The organism is Marivirga atlantica, assembly GCF_016734805.1.
In the GTDB taxonomy this organism is placed as follows: domain Bacteria; phylum Bacteroidota; class Bacteroidia; order Cytophagales; family Cyclobacteriaceae; genus Marivirga; species Marivirga atlantica.
Map to the genome: position 1 here is coordinate 33,115 of NZ_JAERQG010000005.1, position 18,686 is coordinate 51,800.

25 protein-coding genes and 1 tRNA gene are annotated in these 18,686 nt (G+C 38.5%); 3 read left to right on the plus strand and 23 right to left on the minus strand.

Annotation, left to right across the window (positions count from 1 at the left end):
* Window positions 1-304: 304 nt before the first annotated feature.
* From JKP34_RS16850 to JKP34_RS16925, 17 genes are all read right to left on the minus strand, one after another.
* Window positions 305-574, minus strand: a complete 270-nt coding sequence (locus JKP34_RS16850) for a thioredoxin family protein (protein ID WP_201924043.1) — start codon at window positions 572-574, stop codon at window positions 305-307.
* Window positions 575-680: 106 nt separating this feature from the next.
* Entirely contained in the window at window positions 681-1,001 is a 321-nt protein-coding gene (locus JKP34_RS16855; protein ID WP_201924045.1) for a hypothetical protein, read from the minus strand.
* 94 nt (window positions 1,002-1,095) lie between these two features.
* Entirely contained in the window at window positions 1,096-1,461 is a 366-nt protein-coding gene (locus tag JKP34_RS16860; protein ID WP_201924047.1) for a metal-sensitive transcriptional regulator, read from the minus strand.
* 76 nt (window positions 1,462-1,537) lie between these two features.
* A complete protein-coding gene (locus tag JKP34_RS16865; RefSeq protein WP_201924049.1) occupies window positions 1,538-2,881 on the minus strand; it encodes a dihydrolipoyl dehydrogenase family protein in 1,344 nt (447 codons plus the stop codon).
* Complete coding sequence (locus JKP34_RS18245) at window positions 2,881-3,099, minus strand: GDCCVxC domain-containing (seleno)protein (RefSeq protein WP_236665049.1); 219 nt, start codon at window positions 3,097-3,099, stop codon at window positions 2,881-2,883. Before JKP34_RS18245 ends, JKP34_RS16865 begins: the two co-directional genes overlap by 1 nt.
* A gap of 6 nt (window positions 3,100-3,105) precedes the next feature.
* A complete protein-coding gene (locus JKP34_RS16870; RefSeq protein ID WP_201924066.1) occupies window positions 3,106-3,444 on the minus strand; it encodes a heavy-metal-associated domain-containing protein in 339 nt (112 codons plus the stop codon).
* Window positions 3,445-3,448: 4 nt separating this feature from the next.
* The gene (gene merTP, locus JKP34_RS16875; protein WP_201924068.1) at window positions 3,449-4,123 is read right to left on the minus strand and encodes a mercuric transport protein MerTP; all 675 of its coding nucleotides are present in this window, start codon (window positions 4,121-4,123) and stop codon (window positions 3,449-3,451) included.
* Entirely contained in the window at window positions 4,120-4,494 is a 375-nt protein-coding gene (locus JKP34_RS16880; RefSeq protein WP_201924069.1) for an ArsR/SmtB family transcription factor, read from the minus strand. The genes merTP and JKP34_RS16880 overlap by 4 nt, the downstream gene beginning before the upstream one ends.
* 93 nt (window positions 4,495-4,587) lie before the next feature.
* Complete coding sequence (locus JKP34_RS16885) at window positions 4,588-5,145, minus strand: C2H2-type zinc finger protein (RefSeq protein WP_201924070.1); 558 nt, start codon at window positions 5,143-5,145, stop codon at window positions 4,588-4,590.
* Between the two features lie 56 nt (window positions 5,146-5,201).
* The gene (locus tag JKP34_RS16890) at window positions 5,202-5,438 is read right to left on the minus strand and encodes a hypothetical protein (protein ID WP_236665050.1); all 237 of its coding nucleotides are present in this window, start codon (window positions 5,436-5,438) and stop codon (window positions 5,202-5,204) included.
* Between the two features lie 4 nt (window positions 5,439-5,442).
* Entirely contained in the window at window positions 5,443-6,702 is a 1,260-nt protein-coding gene (locus JKP34_RS16895; protein ID WP_201924072.1) for a hypothetical protein, read from the minus strand.
* The gene (locus JKP34_RS16900) at window positions 6,686-6,898 is read right to left on the minus strand and encodes a hypothetical protein (RefSeq protein ID WP_201924073.1); all 213 of its coding nucleotides are present in this window, start codon (window positions 6,896-6,898) and stop codon (window positions 6,686-6,688) included. The genes JKP34_RS16895 and JKP34_RS16900 overlap by 17 nt, the downstream gene beginning before the upstream one ends.
* A gap of 29 nt (window positions 6,899-6,927) precedes the next feature.
* On the minus strand, window positions 6,928-7,221 hold the full coding sequence (locus JKP34_RS16905) for a helix-turn-helix domain-containing protein (protein ID WP_201924074.1): 294 nt from the start codon (window positions 7,219-7,221) through the stop codon (window positions 6,928-6,930).
* A 641-nt stretch (window positions 7,222-7,862) separates the two neighbouring features.
* Window positions 7,863-8,105 (minus strand): hypothetical protein, encoded by a 243-nt coding sequence (locus JKP34_RS16910; protein WP_201924075.1) that lies wholly within the window; start codon window positions 8,103-8,105, stop codon window positions 7,863-7,865.
* Entirely contained in the window at window positions 8,062-9,351 is a 1,290-nt protein-coding gene (locus JKP34_RS16915) for a hypothetical protein (RefSeq protein ID WP_201924077.1), read from the minus strand. The genes JKP34_RS16910 and JKP34_RS16915 overlap by 44 nt, the downstream gene beginning before the upstream one ends.
* Before the next feature lie 137 nt (window positions 9,352-9,488).
* The gene (locus JKP34_RS16920) at window positions 9,489-10,064 is read right to left on the minus strand and encodes a Crp/Fnr family transcriptional regulator (protein WP_201924079.1); all 576 of its coding nucleotides are present in this window, start codon (window positions 10,062-10,064) and stop codon (window positions 9,489-9,491) included.
* A 91-nt stretch (window positions 10,065-10,155) separates the two neighbouring features.
* Entirely contained in the window at window positions 10,156-10,824 is a 669-nt protein-coding gene (locus tag JKP34_RS16925; protein WP_201924081.1) for a sensor histidine kinase, read from the minus strand.
* A 113-nt stretch (window positions 10,825-10,937) separates the two neighbouring features.
* Between JKP34_RS16925 and JKP34_RS16930 the strand changes: the two genes are divergently transcribed.
* The gene (locus JKP34_RS16930; protein ID WP_201924083.1) at window positions 10,938-11,180 is read left to right on the plus strand and encodes a helix-turn-helix domain-containing protein; all 243 of its coding nucleotides are present in this window, start codon (window positions 10,938-10,940) and stop codon (window positions 11,178-11,180) included.
* Window positions 11,181-11,316: 136 nt separating this feature from the next.
* On the opposite strand, the gene JKP34_RS16935 is transcribed toward JKP34_RS16930, so the two are convergent.
* The 4 genes from JKP34_RS16935 to miaE form a co-directional block, all read right to left on the minus strand.
* Window positions 11,317-11,389 (minus strand) — tRNA-Thr (locus JKP34_RS16935).
* Window positions 11,390-11,652: 263 nt separating this feature from the next.
* Window positions 11,653-13,671, minus strand: a complete 2,019-nt coding sequence (locus tag JKP34_RS16940) for a DUF349 domain-containing protein (RefSeq protein ID WP_201924090.1) — start codon at window positions 13,669-13,671, stop codon at window positions 11,653-11,655.
* A 62-nt stretch (window positions 13,672-13,733) separates the two neighbouring features.
* Entirely contained in the window at window positions 13,734-14,312 is a 579-nt protein-coding gene (locus JKP34_RS16945; RefSeq protein WP_201924092.1) for a YqgE/AlgH family protein, read from the minus strand.
* Window positions 14,312-14,896: a tRNA-(ms[2]io[6]A)-hydroxylase gene (gene miaE, locus JKP34_RS16950; protein ID WP_201924094.1), complete on the minus strand. Its 585-nt coding sequence runs from the start codon at window positions 14,894-14,896 to the stop codon at window positions 14,312-14,314. The genes JKP34_RS16945 and miaE overlap by 1 nt, the downstream gene beginning before the upstream one ends.
* A gap of 92 nt (window positions 14,897-14,988) precedes the next feature.
* Here miaE and pdxH point away from each other — a divergent pair, with 92 nt between their 5' ends.
* The gene (pdxH, locus tag JKP34_RS16955) at window positions 14,989-15,627 is read left to right on the plus strand and encodes a pyridoxamine 5'-phosphate oxidase (protein ID WP_201924096.1); all 639 of its coding nucleotides are present in this window, start codon (window positions 14,989-14,991) and stop codon (window positions 15,625-15,627) included.
* Complete coding sequence (locus JKP34_RS16960; protein ID WP_201924098.1) at window positions 15,600-16,853, plus strand: glycosyltransferase; 1,254 nt, start codon at window positions 15,600-15,602, stop codon at window positions 16,851-16,853. Before pdxH ends, JKP34_RS16960 begins: the two co-directional genes overlap by 28 nt.
* Here JKP34_RS16960 and bshB1 read toward each other — a convergent pair.
* Complete coding sequence (gene bshB1 / locus JKP34_RS16965; protein WP_201924100.1) at window positions 16,848-17,567, minus strand: bacillithiol biosynthesis deacetylase BshB1; 720 nt, start codon at window positions 17,565-17,567, stop codon at window positions 16,848-16,850. The genes JKP34_RS16960 and bshB1 overlap by 6 nt on opposite strands.
* A 126-nt stretch (window positions 17,568-17,693) precedes the next feature.
* Complete coding sequence (gene trxB, locus JKP34_RS16970) at window positions 17,694-18,668, minus strand: thioredoxin-disulfide reductase (RefSeq protein WP_201924102.1); 975 nt, start codon at window positions 18,666-18,668, stop codon at window positions 17,694-17,696.
* Window positions 18,669-18,686 lie beyond the last annotated feature (18 nt).

Sequence of the window (18,686 nt, forward strand, 5' to 3'; positions counted from 1 at the left end):
GCATAGGTCAGCGCAAATGGCACAAACCCTGCTCGCGTAATCGGACTGGGAAGCCAGCATCTGTGTACATGCCGTACACAGCGCGATACAGTCCAGGCAAAGCTGGTGGCACTTTTTCATGTCGGACTCGCCTAAGTGCTGATCCAGACAGATGCGTGCTGCAGTTATACAGGCGTTACAATTGTCAATACATTGCTGTAAGTCATTATTTAAAGGTTTCTTCGTAATTGTGGTTTATATTAATTCCCCCCACTAGCACGGCAGCAAGGGAAAATAAATAAAGTAAGCCGTGCCTTGCTTACTTTTATCCTTGTCCTATGCCCGCTTTGATCAGCTCTTCTTTAGAAATCCCCTGATTTTCACAGCAGGATAAAAGCGAGCCATTCACCGCGATGGCAGGTACTTTTTTGATCCCATATTCTTCCAGCTTGCTCAGACAAGTCTTGTCCTCACACTGCTTCACCAAATCATAAATGGTGATCTCGCATTGCTCACAAGCCAGACCTTTCACCATTTGAACTACCGGGTCGCAAACAGGGCAGTTTGCTGTAAATATTTCTACTTGTCTTTTCATCTTTTCCTCCTTTTAAAATGTTCAGTTTTATATGTTTCAGGCTCTCACCAGATAAGAACAATTCAAAGGTAAGTTCAGGGAGGGGGTGGTAGCCAAGGATAAACAGCTAGAAAAGTTGATTTATTTTTTTGGTTATAAAAAAAGTAAGGATTGGTAGCAAAACAATGGCTAGAAATGGGGAAAGACCAATATTTAAAAAAGGGACTAACGGCATTTGATCTGAATACTGCCACCAATCCATGATCAATGCTATTTTTTCAGCCATGACCGATACCACGGCACTTATGACCAGGGTTGTAGCAACTTTGGTTGCTGTAAAATGATATATCCAGCTTGTATTTCTGAAAATGACGGCTACTAAAAAATATACCAGAAAAATGAGCATCACGTCTCCAAGAGCACAGAGCAGAAAATATATCTGCTCCATCCATTCAGCCTAATTCGAGTACAATGAAAAGTGCAGGTTCTCCCAGAAAATACTCAGCAGGAAGCCAATAGAAGCCATCGGTAAATAGACAGCCTTACTCATTTTGCCTACTACTACCCATACGCTGTTTCAATTCAGCAATCTCCTTCATTATAGTGGTGAGATTATCTAGTTGAAGATTTGGAAACTGCTGCCGGATAAACTCTATACGGTCTTCATTGCCACAATTGCCGGGGCAGGCTTCAACGGTTTCCGAAACCTTAATGGCGAGAGCTTTCCGGTAGGCTTCATCCAATAATAAATAATGAGCCTTATCAAGTCCTTTTTGCGCAGCTTTGAACTGTAACAAAATTTTTTCCGGATCTTTTCCCTCATCCAGCATTTTTATCAAACCATCCATTTGGCCTTTGATGCTTTGAAGCCGTGTTTTTATATCCTTTGTCAGGTCTTTGGGTATCATAATACTTCGTGTTTTGCTAAATATACGTTTCCAACTAGAGAGGTCAACAACATATTTTGTGGTTTTTTAATTTAGATTAAACCATTGACCCAATATCCGATCCCATCGATGGATAGGCATAAACCATGTTCCTAATGTCTGCAACTTTTAGTTTTGCCCTAATAGCCATTGCAAAAAGATTAATCATTTCTTCTGCATGGGGCCCGATGATGTGTGCTCCTAAAATGTGACCTTCTTTGTCGGAAATTACTTTATACGCGTAAGTTGATTCATTGATCCGTTTGGCATTGTACCAGTTTGATGCAGAGCCATCCTTTACTTGATATTCTAAGCCTGTTTCTTTTGCCTGCTTTTCTGTCATCCCAACAGATGCCAAAGTTGGTAAGGTGAATACCGCGCTCGGCATTTCTGTGTAGTCGGGTGTTTTCGAATTGCCACGAATAATATTGGCTGCCACAGCATGCCCTTCCATAACAGCAACGGGTGTGAGGTTTAGTCCATGGCTGTCCGCTGCATCTCCCGCAGCGTATACTGATGGATTGGTTTTGCTTTGAAGGAATTCATTTACCTGTATTCCTTTTCTGTTGTAAGAAATATTGGCCTTTTCAAGGTTCATGCCATCCAATTCAGGCACTCTGCCGGCAGCATTAACTACTAAGTCCGTTCGAATAGTTTTTTCACCATTTTTTGATGCTGCCTTTAAAGTAAGCCCGTTATCCGTTTTTTCAACTGCAACCACATCCGACTCAAGGTGAAGCTCGATACCCAATTCTTCAGTAGCTTTGACCAAGTACTTCACGATATCAAACTCAAAGTTTTCTAAAGGCATTTTGCCCCTGTGGAATATGGTCACTTTACTTCCCGCTCTGGCAGCTAGATGTGCAAATTCCATAGCAATGTAACCACCTCCTATAAAAGTGATTTCCTTAGGAAGCTCTTCCAGGTTTAGAAAATCTGTGCTATCAATGGGTAACTCACCACCTGGTATGTCAAGGATTACAGGCCGTGCACCTGTTGCAATTACGATTTTATCTGCTTCCAATAGATTGTCTCCAATGCGGAGGGTGTTTTCCGATTCAAAGCTGGCTGCTCCGTGATACATGTCTACACCTGCTTTTTCATAACCTTTCTCCACACCTTTCGGCATTTTGGCAACAAAGTCGTTTTTGTAAGCCATCAAGTCTTGCCAGTTAATAGAGATATCTCCTTCAATGCCGATACCTTTCATTTTATTGGCCCTGTCAATGATCTCGGCAGCTCCAACCAATATTTTCTTAGGATCACAACCACGCAATGCACACGTACCACCGTAAGGTCTGGAGTCTGTTACAGCCGTCTTCAATCCTTTTTTAGCACATTTATTGGCAATGGTCATTCCCGCCATGCCTGATCCGATTACTATTACATTATATTTCTTCATCAGCAGCAATTGTTTTTACCACCTTCCTGAATGGGAGGACATGCCACAGTTCCATACGAGCAATACACACAGCAATCCCCGTCTTTTGCCTTTAAGATTTGTTTGCAGCTTTCACACTCATAGAAATACTGACACGCATCCGTAGGCATGGTTTCTTCTTTTTGATGCCCGCAATTCGGACAGGTAATAGTCGATTGTAATAAGAATTCTTTTTCCATTATTGATCATTTTGTTGATTTCAGTAGTTCAGCTTTATAGCTGGTCTTTTTTTCAATGGCTGCAATAAGCTGCTCAGGCTGGGTCTTTTTAGGATCATAGTCAATCACTGCAATATCACCGGGATATTCCACCGAATTGTCGACAATCCCTTTTGTTTCTTTCAAGACTTTATACAGATGACTGGCACAGCCGGCACAGGTAAGCCCCGTTACTTTGAGTTTAACTGTCTCACTTTTCTGAGTGGTTTCCTCTGTTTTTTGAGATTCAGCAGTTTGTGCTATTCCATTTCCTGCAAGCAGGAAGACGAATGTTAGACTTAGAATACTTAAAATTATAGGTTTCATTATTTTATTGATTTGAAGTTTTATTTTGTATAATTTTCTTTTCAGTGACTTTATAGCCTGTGGCTTCCTCAACATTGGTTGCCAATTGATCTACAGATACTTTTGTTTGATCAAACTTGACCGTTGCAATACCACTTTTGTAGGAGGATGAAGCTTCGAGAACGCCTTCACTATTATTAAGCGCAGCATTCACGCTATGCTCACATCCGGTGCAGGTCATGCCTTTGATATTCAGTTCTGCATTCAGAATATCACTTTCTTTCACCACGATAACTTTATCCCCTTTGCTGTTGTCAGGGAAAAAAATGCCGGAATAGGATGGGAAAGCAAGCATCAATACCGCAAAGACGGTAACGATTCCCAGAAACTTCTTAGACTGCCAAAATGAGGGACGCTCATCCTCGTCACAGGCACAGTCGATTTCTTCCTGGGTCCTGGGTCTTCCATGCCTGCCGGCAGGCAGGAATTTTTGATACCAGGCAAACCCCAATACCAAAACGGTAAGGCCTATTAAATAAGGTCTAAAAGGCTCCATCCATGAAAAGGTTGCCGCAATGCCTCCAATCCCTGCCAGCGTGGCGAAAACAGGTGTGATACAACAAAGAGATGCAGTAATGGCCACCAACAAACCGGTACCAACACTTTTGGGGGTTGTATTTGCTTGATTTGAATTGCTCATGATACTGGTTCTTTTTTATTGTTATCAAATAAGCTTTTTAAGACGGGTTTAATCACCTGTATATTATCTTCTACCAAAGAATAGAACACTGTTTGTCCCACCTTCTCACTGGTTACAAGGCCTCCTTCTCTCAATTTCTTCAGATGTTGTGAAATGGCAGGCACGGTCATTTCCAAAATGTCACTCAGGTCGCAGGGACAAAGTTTGGTTTCTTTGCTAAGTAGGTAGAGAATTTTTAAGCGGACTTCATTGCCCGACAGGCTCAATGCCTTAGCCACGATAGCTATTGATGGTGCTACTTTGTTAATTTCTTCTTTGCACTGTTGGATCTGCTTAACATCTGCAAAAACCCGGATACACGATTTACTCATACTTCTTTTTATTTAAGCAATTACTTAAACAACAAAGGTAAGAAAAAAAATGTTTAAGCAAATGCTTAAATAATCGGTTATAAAAAAATAGATTTAATGGACCCTCATATGTCCGTTCAACGCTTTTACAGAAAGAAATCCCTTCCCACATTCTCTACACTCAAAATCTTGTTTACTCTGGCCGTTTGCTTGATGGTGTACAGGCTTGTAAACAGCTTTTTTCCTTATAAAATGCTTGTTTTCTGCCATTTTCCCGACAAATAGCTCCGCGTAGCTGTAGCCGGTAAACGCTAATACCCCGGCCAGGAATACTTTTGTGAAAGCAGCTATCAGTGATGGATCAAGAAATGAGAATGGATTGTAATACAGCAAGTTCATGATAAATACGAAAATGGCATAAAGTGCTGGCTTGCGTCTGATCACATGGATTGTAAAAACCAGAATGGTCAGGTCAAAGCTGATGGCATAGAAAAGTGCGTAAACGTTTTTCCACAGCCTATTGCCGTCAAAGGGAGATACATTGTAAAACAATTGATGGGAATGCATAATCATAGGGATAGTTCCGGCAATTACTACGATGAAAATGAATTTGCGTGAATAGAGAAAAGCCTCAAATCGCTCAAATACATCTGTTTTTCTGTTTTCTTCCATTATTTTCAAGGTTTCTCACATCACATCAACAGTCGGTCCAGTAATGCTATTTTTCTCTAAACTCTTGCACCTTTTTTAAATTTTGCCAGCTCATTGCCATTGGGTTTGTTCTCATAAATGATTGAGGTTTCCCATTGGCCTTTAAAGGTTTCCATCAGCATTTTTTCTAGCCTTCGGATGCCAAGACCCTGGTTAGGCAAGGCTCTTTTGTGCGTCTTGTCCAGGGAATAGAAGGTTCGGACATTGCCATCGTAAAACCAGACAATGCATTTAGACAAAGCCTCCCGTTGCATTTGTTCACTGAGCATAAGCTTCTTGTTTAGGTTTAAGGCTTTGCAGATGTAAACAGCGTTGTAAACACTGCTGATAGGCTTGATTCAGGGATTCATCCCGGTATCCGGCCAGCCTTTTCTGCTGAATCCGGAAGAGCTGTAAACGGGTCTTTTCCCGGAAGCGACCCTTATTCTGTTCATGCTGTTGCCATTCACTCTTTACCTGTTGAAGCAGCAACTGGTTCCTTATTTCAATTTTGAGGGTTTCCTGCTTCACATACCATTGCCAGGTCTTTTTGAAGCCGTTCCGCTCGTTGTTGGGATGGAAGTAGATATGGGGTTTAGGAATCCAGTGGCCCGGACTTCTGGTTAGCCACCTGGCCACCATATTGACCCGGTTGAAAGCTGTATCCTGGTACTTGAGCCAGTCTTTTTCAGTTGCATTCGATTGAAGCTTGCCGTAAACCGACTCCCAAATCAGGTTAAGGATTTCCCTTACTTCAGGCTCGGAAAGAATCAAGTCGGGATACAGCACTTTTCGGGCATAATCCCAGAACTGCCGGATGAGTGAAAGTAAGAAAATGCGCCCCGCCCCTGCAACTCGTTCCTGTTTTTCGGCTTTATAATACCTTTCAGGAGCTTTTAATTGCTGTTTTGAGGAAGGGTTAGCATTTTCCTCCGTGTTCTTGTCTTGTTCATGTCCTGTTCCTGTGGCTTTGCCACTCTCGTGACCGTAGGGAACTCCGCTTTTTTGAGTTCCTGATTTATCCACCTTGCTATTATTATTTAATCGTTCTTGATGTTCATGAACTAAAGGGTGAAAATTTTTCGCTTTTTCATAAAAAATAGAGGTTACATCCCCGATTTTCAGCACATTATCCCCAAGTGGGGTGGATAACTTTGCCATACCCAAAACCTCAGGATTGAGCCAGATTTCCACGCCTCCTTTGCCTCTATGTTCTTCTTGTGTTATGAAACCGGATTGTTTCAGGCGTTCTTTATGATTGATAATCGTGCGTTTGGTGCAGCCTTTGCATTTGGCCAGGCTCTCATTATAGGTGTTGAAGCCAGGAAGGTTTTCAAGATCAAGATTATCCAACTGAGCTGCTTTGTTAAGTTGTTTGAGATAGAGCCGGGTGATCAGCTCGGCTGTAGCCCGATGGTTGGCATTGAGCTTTTGGGTAAGTTTTATTTGCCGGTTGTTATACCGGTCAATGAATGACTTGGTATTCTGGAAAACCTCTCCAAAACTGAAATGTGCATTTTGACTATTTTGCTCTTCCATACGCTGACATTTTAAAAGTTTGGAGTTCTTTTAAAGAAAAAATGATTTCCTGGGTGAAATGGATTTTCTCTGAAACTTCTTCGTCCAGTAATGAGGTGTTCTTCTCGCCAAATTCTTTCAGTAGAAAATTGTAAACCAGTTTACACCGGTCATGCTCTTTCTGTATAAAATCAATCTGTTCTTGTAATGAAGCCATGTTTACATTGTTTACAGGATGTTTAAGGATCAATAGCTTGGTACATTCCTGTCAAGGTATTCCAGAATGCTTTTCTTGGAGTAGCGGATAATCCTGCCATGCTTTGTAAAGCGTATTGCTTCAATGTCCCTCAGCTCCTGTAACTTGGTTTTGCTGCGGATGCCCAACAGCTTTTTAGCCTCTTCGGTGGAAAGCCAATCATTGGCCGGGTCGGCATTAGCCAGGGCTTCTTCTTTCGCTTCCCTAATGGCTTGCTTGACCAGATTGATCAGGTCTTTATGCATTTTCTGATAAGCCTCTTTTTCAAATACGATTATTTCCATCACTTTTCAGTTAAATATTTCTCAATTACAGAGAGTAGCTCTCTCCGTGAAAAGTATCGATGGCCATCCTGGACAAAACCAAAGAGCTTTGAATGATCTACCAGCTTCGGCAAACATTTGATCACATTTTCGGCTAACACCCATCGTGGGGTAAGTTGAGTATCTTGTGGATTTTGACCTATGTGATTTCTTACAGCCATCAGTTGCTTTTCTGACTGTAAAGAGACGGTTTATTTCAATGCGAAAACAGTCCTTCACTGGTCTGAGGTACCCCTGGCGGCCAGATAAATAATCTGTTAATCAGTTAGTTACTTCAATGGATTAATACAAAGTTTTTTCTTGAAACTTCAAAGATGAGGTGCTATATTCGTTTTAAGCTTATAAAGACCGATTTGTACCATGAAAAAGTCACCCCCTGGGGACCCCCTAATTTTGTATATTCCGGTATATGAGCTACCAATAATTGAGGAATTATCAGCTTTTATGCGGCAAATGGAGTTTAAAAACCTCAAGGAGCTCCTAGAATTCAGTGGTCCGGATCTTTTAAAAACAAAAGGGTTTGGGTACAGGTGTTTACAGAGTTTACTAAGTCTGCTGGATGATCATGGGTGTATTGAGCTACTTAGTGAAAGGGATAAGTTTTAATAGTTCTTTCCTGCTCCTTCAATATGTGCCAGCATCTTTTTCATCATTCGACCTACAGATCGCTTGGTCCCAGTATCGATCTTATAATATTTCCCCTTTAGGCTACCGACAGATATATTCTCCTGTTGATCCGTTCTGTAATGCCGGCAAACAAAATCCAATAATTCCTGGCGGTTACCATCCACCAGACCAGTTTCAAAAAATGCCCTGACAAATAAAGAAAGCTGAGGCACCGACATCTTTAAACAGTGTTTTATCATTTGTAGATCGAATACCCGAAAATGTAGTAGCATACTTTAATTTTCTTTTCTGGAAATTTATTTCTTCCTGCAGCCAGATCGACATTTGGTCTTTTAGAGGAAGTAAATTCGGGTTATAGCTGAGGTGGGTTTTTACAGGTAATTGGTTGCAGAGTTTATGATAGTAATACAGCAGTTCCAATTTATCTTTTGGGGTTTCTCTTTCTTTTAATTCTTTGTGAATTTGGATGGTGAGGTAATTGAAGAATTTCAAAGCATTAAAGTTAAGCCTCCAGAGGATCAAGAAAACCTCTTTTCCATTCAATGGTACTTGCTGTTGCGAATATCTGTGAAAAGTCAGTAAGTAATGCTCGTGGTAAAAGTGGCTTTGATAAGTAAAAGTTAGGGGTTCTAAGATACTCAAGCGATCGAAGGGAATAGTAACTATCCCGTATAATTCGGGATCCAATTGCGCTCTTTCCACTTGGTCGAGCACTTCGCCAAGCTTTTCAGCATGCTTTATGGCCAACAATAACCTACTTTGATACGGAACAGGTAGATTTGTATCCAAATAATGGCCAAAGGATTTTTCAATGTAAACTAATATATCCTCGAGGGAGTGATAAGTGAGCTTAAAAATATCGGTAGTTGTATGATCCTCAGAAATCTGAAATAGTGAATTCCATTCTTTTTTTGGGATATAGTCATTGAGGATGGACTTCATATACCCGATCATAAGGGTCTGGTTTTTTCTGATATATAACCGGATTTGCTCTTCATCTTTAAGTTTGAATATTTTTTCATTCAGCTGCTTTGTAATGACTGCATAAGCATCAAAAAGTGTTTCCTGATAATAATAGAATTTAATTTTTTGACCCGATAAAGCTTGATAATCATCTTTTATCAGTAACTCTATTATGCTGTATTGACCTTCCAAAATTAATATCTGATTTATCACCTTTTGATTATCTATTTTAAGTTCTTTAGTCAAAAAATCAAGTATATCAGGAAAGTTTGCATCATCCGTATGCTCCACTGAAGATGATTCAATATTACTAAATCGGGACTCTTTCCATTCATGAATGATATAACCTTTGATTGTACTGCTCAACTTTATTTTAAGTTGATATTTGGCTTCTGGAAATTTCTCCTTTAAATAATCAACATATAGTTGTGTATTCGAAGGACGGATTAGCGGTGAAAGGTCTTCATTCAGAATCCGGTAAAAAACAGAGATATTTTCCATAGACTACAAATGTTAAGTTGAATAACATACTAGAAAGAGCTTTTGGTGACTTAGAAAGCAATAATTTAATGGTTTATTTATAATACTTTTACGGATAGGATTGGTAAACAGCGATTTTTTGACATATATCAAAAAAATCAAAGGATTCTTATTTCTGAACGAACCCTACTAAGCGTTTCACCAGAAATACTAAGATAGGAAGAGACATGGTTGAGAGGAATTCTTTGGATGATCCTTGGCTCACTTTGAAGGAGCATGATGTAACGTTGCTTGGCTGTAAGTGTCTGTAGAGCTGTTAGTCTATCAAGCATCTGACGACTAAAATCTTCCATTATCAATCTTCCCAAGCGCTCCCATTGTTGATATTTTGCATATAGACTGTTAAGCTCATCATACTTCAAACTCAAAACAGTGCAATTTTCAATAGCCTGAATGTATTCAACAGATGGAGTTTGAGTTGTAAAGCTACGCAAGGAGGTTACGAAAGAGTTCTCAAAAGAAAACCAATGAGTCACTGCCTTTTCATTCTTCACATGATAAAAACGACAGCAACCTTTAATCAAGAAATGCGCCTCTTTTGTTACTTCACCTTCTACAGCCAGAAAACTACCTTTACGAAAATTTCTCTTGACAAATTTTCTTTCAATCTCAAGAGCAGCATCTTCGTCTAATTTTACAAAACTGTTAAGATAGCCCTGAAGTTGCTCATACATAATTTTAGTTTTATACCAATTTGGATTAAGATAAGATATAAATCGTAATATTTTTGAGCGGTACAGTTGAAAATCGAAGTGATGTAAGAATTTAACCATTTTTTTTCGGAAGCTTAATGTAAAAAGTCGTTCCGCTAGTGGTACTCTCAATCTCGATCTTCCCATCCAGCTCGTCTACCAAGCTTTGGACTATATACAGACCTAACCCATATCCTTGAACGCTAACGTTAACTCTGAATCGCTCTTTGAAAATTTTCCGTTGTAATTCAATAGGGATACCCAAACCATTGTCTGAAACCGCGATTATTAATCCATCATTTGTTTGGTCGAACCGCACATGCACGAAGCATTTCTTTTTTTCAGAATCTCTATATTTTATCGCATTGTCGACCAGATTCTGAAGAATTGAAAAAAGCTTATTGTAATTGCCTTGGTAAGAGTTTGGACCATGACTGTAAACTTCAATTGTAACATCATCTGGAGGGTTAAGTTGATTTAAAACATTTTGAGAGGTTTCTATTAAGTCAATGTCTGTTACAGAGTGGTCAGGTTCAAAATATTCCCTGATAAGCTCCTCCACTCGGGTGGTTAAATCTGTCGAAGTTTGTAAAAGTATACTGGCATACTCATTTTTTCTCGATAAGTCCGATTCTTCCTTAGTCAGTTGCGCAATTCCCTTCATGGTATGAATGGGACTCAAAATATCATGTGTAATCCTTGCTATGAGGGATTTTAATTTTTCTTCTTTCTTTAAAACCATAGTTATGTTGTTGATGTGACTATCATCTAAGATAAACAAACACATTCAATACACCTAATTAGGTGTACTTATTTAAGAGTAACTTTTAAGCAAAAATATTCATTTTTTTACGGATGGATAAAAAAGAAGAGCAGGTAAAAAATATAGATATAGATAGGTTGGCCAAGAGAATAAAACAACTCAGGCTGGAGAAGGGACATGTGAATTATGAAACCTTTGCCATTGAAAATGGTATTTCAAGATCACAGTACTGGCGGTACGAGAAGGGAGAAGATTTACGTTTTAGCAGCCTCATGCGGGTCATTCGCGCCTTAAAAGTCAGCCCTGAAGAATTTTTTAGTGAAGGGTTTGATTGATTATGCCTACTTAATTTCAATCACGGCAGTCAATTTTTCTCTAAAAAAGATAAACGAGTGTGATCTGAGAAAATAGGCAAGACTGATATGTTATAAAAAAACCCTTGCAAATCATTGATTTACAAGGGTTTAAAAGAGCCTCCTATCGGGATCGAACCAATGACCTACTGATTACAAGTCAGTTGCTCTACCAGCTGAGCTAAGGAGGCTTAAAGAGAACGCAATTTTAAAAAAAAAATTCAAAAAGTGTTCAAAATCTTAATATTTCAATAATCAAAAACTCTTATGCCTTTGATTTTCAGTTGCTTACAACTCCAAAGCCCGCTTATTACAAGTCAGTTGCTCTACCAGCTGAGCTAAAGAGGCTTTTTTGCGTTTGAGAGCTTGTTTTTTCCCTCATTGCGGTTGCAAATATAGGGGGTGTTTTTATTAATACAAACCCATTTTCAAAAAAAATTCAATTAAATTTTAACTAAACAGAACGCACTATTCGTAACTGCTTCTTTAACAGGGATATCTCCTTTTCTGCCTCTTCAATTTTTTTATCAAATTCTTTTTTCAAATTATCAGCAGTTTTTGATGCAGCAAAAAATTCAAGGTTTGTTTTCCACGTAACAATATCATTATTCAAGTCTGATATTTTTTTACGGATTGCATGTTCTTTCTGATTAAGCTTTTTATCAGCATTAGGTCCAGCCATGATCTTAGTAAGCTGTGCCATAAGTTTTACCTTATTCAGTTGTTCCTCGCTTAGCTTATCTTCAGACTTCTCAATAAAGCCACTAACAGCATCTGAAAACTTTTCTTTAATTGTTTGAATATTAGCTCTAGGAACAAAGCCTATTTTACTAAAAGCCTCTTCGTATGCTTCTAATTGCTCAATATCTCCAGCTTCTAACTTCGTGATCTGTTCAACTATGTCCTGCTTGGCCTCCAAATTGGCTTTGTATTCTTTTTCCGCCTCCTTATTACCTGCACGCTTATTAGTAAAGAAGGTATCACAAGCACTTTTAAATTCTTTGTAGATACTCTCCCTGAACTTTTCAGGAACAGGTCCTATCTCTCTCCACTGGTTTTGTAGCTTCTTAAGCCTGTCGGCAGTTTTATTCCACTCCGTACTGTCCTGTAGTGCCTTAGCTTCTTCAACTAGTACTTTTTTCTTATTAAGGTTCTCCTCTCTTAATGAATCTAATCTTTTAAAGAATTCATGCTTATTTGCAAAGAATTGTTTGAAGTTAGACCAAAATGCCTTGTTAATGGATTTGGCATTTTCTTTTGGTACCTGACCTGTTGACTCCCATTCTTTTTGAATAGCAAGAAGCTCCTTTGTTTTGGCATTCCATTCTTTGATTTTATCGGAATCAAAACTTAGATAATCAGTCATTTTATCAATAATGGCTTCTTTCTTTTCCAGGTTTTCCTTTTGAACATCTTTCAATTTATCTAGATAACCCTTTCTACGTTCGTAAACAGCATCTGAAGCTGCTTTGAAACGCTGCCATAACGGCTCTTGGTCATCTTTAGGAACAGGACCAATATGTTTAAACTCTTCATGAAGATCATTTAACTGCTTAACTGCAGCAGGAACATCATTCATTTGAGCTAACTCTTCAGCTTTCACACAAAGCTCTAATTTAGCTTCGAGGTTTTTCTTTCTATCAAGCTCTTTTAGCTCATATAAAATACTTCTCTGATCGTAATATCTATCTAAAAGGGCATTATAATTAGCCCATAAAGTTTTGGCTTGCGGGCCAGGAACCTGACCAATAGTTTTCCACTCCTTTTGCAGGTCCTTTATAACGTTTAATCCAGTGATAGTCTCTTCTTCATCTACCAACTCTCTAAGCTTGTCCAGAATTTCTTCTTTTCTTTTGAGGTTTTCATCTCTTTGCTTTTCAAGCTCTTTATAATGCTTTCTTCTTCTATCCTTAAATAGCTGATAGTTGGCATCGAACCTATCATTAAGTTCGTCATGCTTCATTGCAAAATCAGCTTCTTCACCCCCATCTGCCAAGAATTTATCTAATGCTTCCTTCTTTTCAGCATCATAAATCTCATCAAAAAGTGGCTTTATTTCATTAAGAATACGATCTCCTCTTTTGAAATTATCACTATGCGATACTTCCTTTATAACTTCAACTAATTGAGCTTTATCATAATTACTATAGTCGGGAAGTTCCTCTTCATGATGTTCATCATCATCTTCATCCTGATTTTCAGCATCAGAACTTTCCTCTTTATCCTCTACCTTTTCAGCTTCTACTTGCTGCTCTTCTTTGGTGGCGGATTCATCACTTTGTTCAGCTACTTCTGCCTTCTCATCAGATAAGCTCTCTTGCACTATGGCTTCATCTGCCTCATTAACAGCATTATCAGTAGCTTCAGCCTTTACCTCCTGAGTAGCATCATTAGTTGTGTTGTTCTCCTTCTGAACATTTTCTTGTTCCTGATTTTCCTCAGGCTTGTTAGAAGTACCGTTTTCTTCAGTCATCGTAATTAGATTCTATTGTTGGAAATAGATACAATATTAATTAAAAATACTTAATTGATGAATTAATTAAGCTTAGGATCAGTAGGATAATTGGCATAAACTTTAAATCTCCCTCCCATTTTCTCAAGGGTATCTTTCCAAAGTTTATCAGGATCCGTATTAAAAATGTATGATGGATGCACGCCTCTTGCAACAATCCATGTATTTTCGTCAATTTCTTGCTGTAATTGAAATTCAGACCAACCACTATAGCCTACAAAAAATCTTATCTTATTCTGATCAATTGCATTAGCCTTTAATAGGGAAATTAGAAGATCGAAATCACCACCCCAGCATAATCCTTCTTGTATCAGTTGGCCACTTTGATATAGAGGCTCAATGTCATGAATAAAATGTAATGTATTCTGTTGAACTGGTCCGCCAACATAAAGATTTGTTTTAAAGCTCTCCACTTCGTCAAGCACTTCATCCACATTTAGCATGGATAACTTATTCAATACAAAGCCAAATGAACCTTCTTCATTGTGCTCGCAAAGTAAAATTACGGTTCTATCAAAGTTATTATCAGGCAATAGTGGTTCAGAGATTAGCAAATCTCCTTTAGCAGGTGTGTCAATATTTTTATATTGAAAAAATTCCATTAGTGCAATGCCGCCTTCAGTGGAAGAGCCTGAAGAATTTTTGCTTCTTCAATACTCATTTGCTCTAATCTATTATATACTTCTTCTTTTTCAAAATATTGAAGCGCCATATCAACAAATATTTCACCATGTCGGGCTTCAGATGCCCACAGCCTATGATAAAATTTCTTTAAATCTCCTTCTGGCAATGCCTCATAGATAAGTCTAAAGCGTTCAGCACCTCGAGTTTCTACGAGAGAAGCCAATAGTAACCTATCCATAAATCTATCTTCCTTTCCTGATCGGCACAGGTTTATTAAATCGGCAACATAATGATCTTTTCCTATTTCATGAGGAAGCTCCACTCCTCTTTCCTCCATAATTTTGTAAACATCCCTAAAATGTTCGAGTTCTTCCACACCAGTATTTATCAATTCAGGGATTATCTCTAATCTATCAGGAAATTTTGCTACGAAACTCATAGCCATACTGCTTGCCTTACGCTCACAATTAGCATGATCTTGTAGAAATGCATTAAAATCGCTCATCACTGTATCAACCCATTCCTTACTACTTTCACACTTTAAATCAATTCGCTGCTTCATATGTTAATTTGATTTTGCTCAAATATTGTAATGATTAGAAAACAATAATACTTTTGGACAATTGTAGAAACAAATGAATCCTGCTAAACTTTATGGACAAATCAATAGCTGATATCCGAAAAGACTATACAAAAGCTTCACTATCAGAAAGCGATGTGGCTAAAAACCCTTTAATACAATTCAGGAAATGGTTTGACGAGGCTATTTCATCTCAGGTGCTGGAACCAAATGCAATGAATTTAGCAACCATCAAGAAGGATCGTGTAAGTTCCAGAATAGTGCTTCTTAAAGATTTAGATGCACAAGGATTTGTTTTCTACACCAATTACGAAAGCCAAAAAGGACAACAGATGGCCAATAATCAAAACGTGGCATTAACTTTCTTTTGGCCTGAATTGGAAAGACAAGTGAGAATTGAGGGAGTTGTGGAAAAGGTTTCTGTTAAAGAGAGTACTGCTTACTTCCACAGCCGCCCCAGAGGAAGCCAAATTGGTGCCTGGGTCTCTCACCAAAGTAATACCATAAACAGTCGCGAATTTCTTGAGCAGCGTCAGGAGGAGTACCAGAGTCAATTTGAAGGTAAGGAAGTGCCTAAACCAGAATATTGGGGAGGTTACAGAGTTATCCCTAATCTTTTAGAGTTTTGGCAAGGCCGCAGCAGCAGGTTACATGATAGAATTCAATTTGAGAAAGTTAACAATGATTGGAAAATAGAGCGCCTGTCCCCTTGAGTAATATCTATTTTGAAAGATACGCCTATCCTAAAAGGTTTATAAAACACCCAATTAAGAGCGACTGCTTTTTAAGCGTTGTTATACCTGCTTATAAAGAACCTGACATAGTTGCTAGTTTGCAATCACTTTATGATTGTCAGCAAACTCGGTTTCCTGTAGAAATCATCATCGTATTAAATTATTCTGAAAAAGATAGTGATGCAGTAAACATACAAACTGAGCAATCAGCTGCATGTTTACATGATTACATAGAGGCTAATCAAGCTGAGTGGATTAATACATATATTATTAAGGCTTATGATTTACCAAAGAAGCAAGCTGGAGTTGGCCTAGCTAGAAAAATCGGGATGGATGAAGCTGCCTATCGCTTTAACAAAATTGATCAAGATGGTATAATCGTTTGTTTTGATGCTGATAGCAAGTGTACTACCAATTACCTTATTGAAATTGAAAGCCAGTTCCTAAAAGCAGCGAATATTCTGGGAGCTTCCATACATTATGAGCATCCGTTACAGAATGAACATGGTGAGTTGAATTTACCTATAATCCAATACGAACTGCACCTGCGATATTATATTCAGGCCTTGGCTTATACTAATTATCCGTTTGCCTTTCATACCATTGGTTCAAGCATGGCAGTCCGTTCGTCTACCTATCAAAAGCAAGGAGGAATGAATACCCGAAAAGCCGGGGAAGATTTCTACTTTTTACACAAAATCATTCCTTTAGGAGGCTTCATTAACATAACAAATGCAACAGTTATACCTTCACCCCGTGAATCAAACAGAGTGCCTTTCGGAACAGGAAAAGCTATATCAGCTCATAATAGTAAAGAAAAATTACTTGGGTATACTTATGACTTCATGATTTTCAAAATCATAAAATCCTTTTTTGAACAGGCAGATAGTGAAAATTTCCTTGACGATATCCCAAATCAAATAAAGGCTTTTCTCAAAGAGAATAATTTAGCAGAAGAGCTTGAAAAAATAAAGAAACAGTCGAAAAATCAGGCACATTTTATTGATAGGTTTTACCAGTGGTTCAATGGTTTTAAGGTACTAAAATGCGTTCATTTCCTACGTGACAACTTCTATCCTGACCAACCTATTCAAGAAAGCTGTTATCAATTGTTTCAACAGCATCAGGCATTAAAAGCTATTGAAACGCCAACAGAAAGTCTGGGTCAGTTAATTGTATTAAGAAATTATGAGCGTAGTTTATAATACGCTGTTCAAATCTTTAATCCCTAAATATCTGTCTATAGTAAAACCTTCAGCATGCTCCACTCCTATTATTTGACCTAACTCCAAAGATCTGGCTTCAATCATTTTCATGAATTTAGGATCAGATATATAAGTTTCAGGTTCATCACTCTTTGGATCATGAAATTGGGAAGCAAAAGCTTGAATAGCTTTCATTTTGGTTTCCCAAAAGCCTGATATGTCCACTACAAAATCCGGTGTAATTGGAATACTTTGAATGTAATGAAGCAAAGTTTTTGGACGCCATGGTTCCTGGGCCTTTCCGTCTTGATCAGTAGTTTCAACCTTTGCTAATCCACTTAAAAACACAGCTGTTTTTACAATCTCAGAAGCTCTACCATGATCTGGGTGCCTATCACGAATAGCATTCGCTATTACAATATCAGGCTTATATTGCCTTATTTTCTCAACTATTTTAAGCTGATGTTCGTGATCATTCTCAAAAAAACCGTCAGCGAAACTCAAATTATCTCTCACAGATAAGCCTAATATCTCAGCACTTTTTGAAGCTTCCTTCATCCTGATTTCTGGTGTTCCTCTTGTACCAAGCTCCCCTTTGGTAAAATCGATCACCCCTACTTTGTCTCCTAAATCTATATGCTTAGCCAAAGTACCAGCGCACGAAAGTTCTGTATCATCAGGATGAGCGGCAAAAGCCAAAATATTAAGCTTCATATTCAAAATTATAGGTTAAACTATCCAATACGTATTAAAATAAATATGTTTGTATAAACATACATTTATCCATAAAAAAACTGCCTCAACAATATTGAGGCAGTCTAATTAAGAACAACTATTTCATTATTTTTCTGAAGAAGCTAGTGCTTCATCTTCCTCTAATTCACTTTCCCTTTCTGCCAAAAACCTTTCAGCGTCTAATGCAGCCATGCAACCTGTACCAGCTGCGGTCACTGCCTGACGATATGTAAAATCCTGGGCATCACCAGATGCAAAAACACCTTCAATATTCGTTTTTGATGTACCTGGCTTGGTCATAATATAACCAGCATCATTCATGTCTATAAAATCCTTAAAAATATCAGTATTTGGCTTATGACCAATAGCAACAAAGAATCCGGTAGCCTTTACTTCAGACTTCTCACCAGTTTGGTTATTCACAACTCTTACACCTTCTACCTCATTTTCTCCTAGAACCTCTTCTGCTTCCGTATTCCACAAAACTTCTATATTAGAAGCATTCAACACACGTTTCTGCATAATTTTAGAAGCACGCATTTCATCTCTTCTTACCAACATTGTCACTTTCTTACAAAGCTTAGACAAATAGGTTGCTTCTTCAGCTGCAGTATCACCAGCGCCAACTACCACAACATCCTGGCCTCTGTAAAAGAAACCATCACAAACAGCACAAGCTGAAACGCCCATACCATTTAAACGTTGCTCTGATTCTAACCCTAGCCATTTAGCTGAAGCTCCGGTAGAAATGATTACCGCATTGGCAGTAATCTCATGCTTGTCGTCAATTACAACTTTATGAGGATAGCCGCTAAAGTCTACGGAGGTTGCTAAACCATATCTTATATCTGTTCCAAAACGTTCTGCTTGCTTTTGGAAATCGACCATCATCTGTGGCCCATTGATTCCATCCGGATAACCTGGATAGTTTTCTACATCATTGGTGATGGTTAGCTGTCCTCCCGGTTGTCCTCCTTGATATAATACTGGCTTAAGACCTGCTCTGGATGCATAGATAGCTGCAGTATAGCCTGCTGGTCCTGAGCCTATTATTAGTACATTTACTTTTTCCTCAGTCATATTTAAAATCTTTATGAT

Excerpts from the sequence above, each read along its gene's own strand:
- JKP34_RS16850 (WP_201924043.1), bottom strand. The coding sequence starts at position 574 with ATGAAAAGACAAGTAGAAATATTTACAGCAAACTGCCCTGTTTGCGAC.
- JKP34_RS16855 (WP_201924045.1), bottom strand. The coding sequence starts at position 1,001 with ATGGAGCAGATATATTTTCTGCTCTGTGCTCTTGGAGACGTGATGCTC.
- JKP34_RS16860 (WP_201924047.1), bottom strand. The coding sequence starts at position 1,461 with ATGATACCCAAAGACCTGACAAAGGATATAAAAACACGGCTTCAAAGC.
- JKP34_RS16865 (WP_201924049.1), bottom strand. The coding sequence starts at position 2,881 with ATGAAGAAATATAATGTAATAGTAATCGGATCAGGCATGGCGGGAATG.
- JKP34_RS18245 (WP_236665049.1), bottom strand. The coding sequence starts at position 3,099 with ATGGAAAAAGAATTCTTATTACAATCGACTATTACCTGTCCGAATTGC.
- JKP34_RS16870 (WP_201924066.1), bottom strand. The coding sequence starts at position 3,444 with ATGAAACCTATAATTTTAAGTATTCTAAGTCTAACATTCGTCTTCCTG.
- merTP (WP_201924068.1), bottom strand. The coding sequence starts at position 4,123 with ATGAGCAATTCAAATCAAGCAAATACAACCCCCAAAAGTGTTGGTACC.
- JKP34_RS16880 (WP_201924069.1), bottom strand. The coding sequence starts at position 4,494 with ATGAGTAAATCGTGTATCCGGGTTTTTGCAGATGTTAAGCAGATCCAA.
- JKP34_RS16885 (WP_201924070.1), bottom strand. The coding sequence starts at position 5,145 with ATGGAAGAAAACAGAAAAACAGATGTATTTGAGCGATTTGAGGCTTTT.
- JKP34_RS16890 (WP_236665050.1), bottom strand. The coding sequence starts at position 5,438 with ATGCAACGGGAGGCTTTGTCTAAATGCATTGTCTGGTTTTACGATGGC.
- JKP34_RS16895 (WP_201924072.1), bottom strand. The coding sequence starts at position 6,702 with ATGGAAGAGCAAAATAGTCAAAATGCACATTTCAGTTTTGGAGAGGTT.
- JKP34_RS16900 (WP_201924073.1), bottom strand. The coding sequence starts at position 6,898 with ATGGCTTCATTACAAGAACAGATTGATTTTATACAGAAAGAGCATGAC.
- JKP34_RS16905 (WP_201924074.1), bottom strand. The coding sequence starts at position 7,221 with ATGGAAATAATCGTATTTGAAAAAGAGGCTTATCAGAAAATGCATAAA.
- JKP34_RS16910 (WP_201924075.1), bottom strand. The coding sequence starts at position 8,105 with ATGTCGGTGCCTCAGCTTTCTTTATTTGTCAGGGCATTTTTTGAAACT.
- JKP34_RS16915 (WP_201924077.1), bottom strand. The coding sequence starts at position 9,351 with ATGGAAAATATCTCTGTTTTTTACCGGATTCTGAATGAAGACCTTTCA.
- JKP34_RS16920 (WP_201924079.1), bottom strand. The coding sequence starts at position 10,064 with ATGTATGAGCAACTTCAGGGCTATCTTAACAGTTTTGTAAAATTAGAC.
- JKP34_RS16925 (WP_201924081.1), bottom strand. The coding sequence starts at position 10,824 with ATGGTTTTAAAGAAAGAAGAAAAATTAAAATCCCTCATAGCAAGGATT.
- JKP34_RS16930 (WP_201924083.1), top strand. The coding sequence starts at position 10,938 with ATGGATAAAAAAGAAGAGCAGGTAAAAAATATAGATATAGATAGGTTG.
- JKP34_RS16940 (WP_201924090.1), bottom strand. The coding sequence starts at position 13,671 with ATGACTGAAGAAAACGGTACTTCTAACAAGCCTGAGGAAAATCAGGAA.
- JKP34_RS16945 (WP_201924092.1), bottom strand. The coding sequence starts at position 14,312 with ATGGAATTTTTTCAATATAAAAATATTGACACACCTGCTAAAGGAGAT.
- miaE (WP_201924094.1), bottom strand. The coding sequence starts at position 14,896 with ATGAAGCAGCGAATTGATTTAAAGTGTGAAAGTAGTAAGGAATGGGTT.
- pdxH (WP_201924096.1), top strand. The coding sequence starts at position 14,989 with ATGGACAAATCAATAGCTGATATCCGAAAAGACTATACAAAAGCTTCA.
- bshB1 (WP_201924100.1), bottom strand. The coding sequence starts at position 17,567 with ATGAAGCTTAATATTTTGGCTTTTGCCGCTCATCCTGATGATACAGAA.
- trxB (WP_201924102.1), bottom strand. The coding sequence starts at position 18,668 with ATGACTGAGGAAAAAGTAAATGTACTAATAATAGGCTCAGGACCAGCA.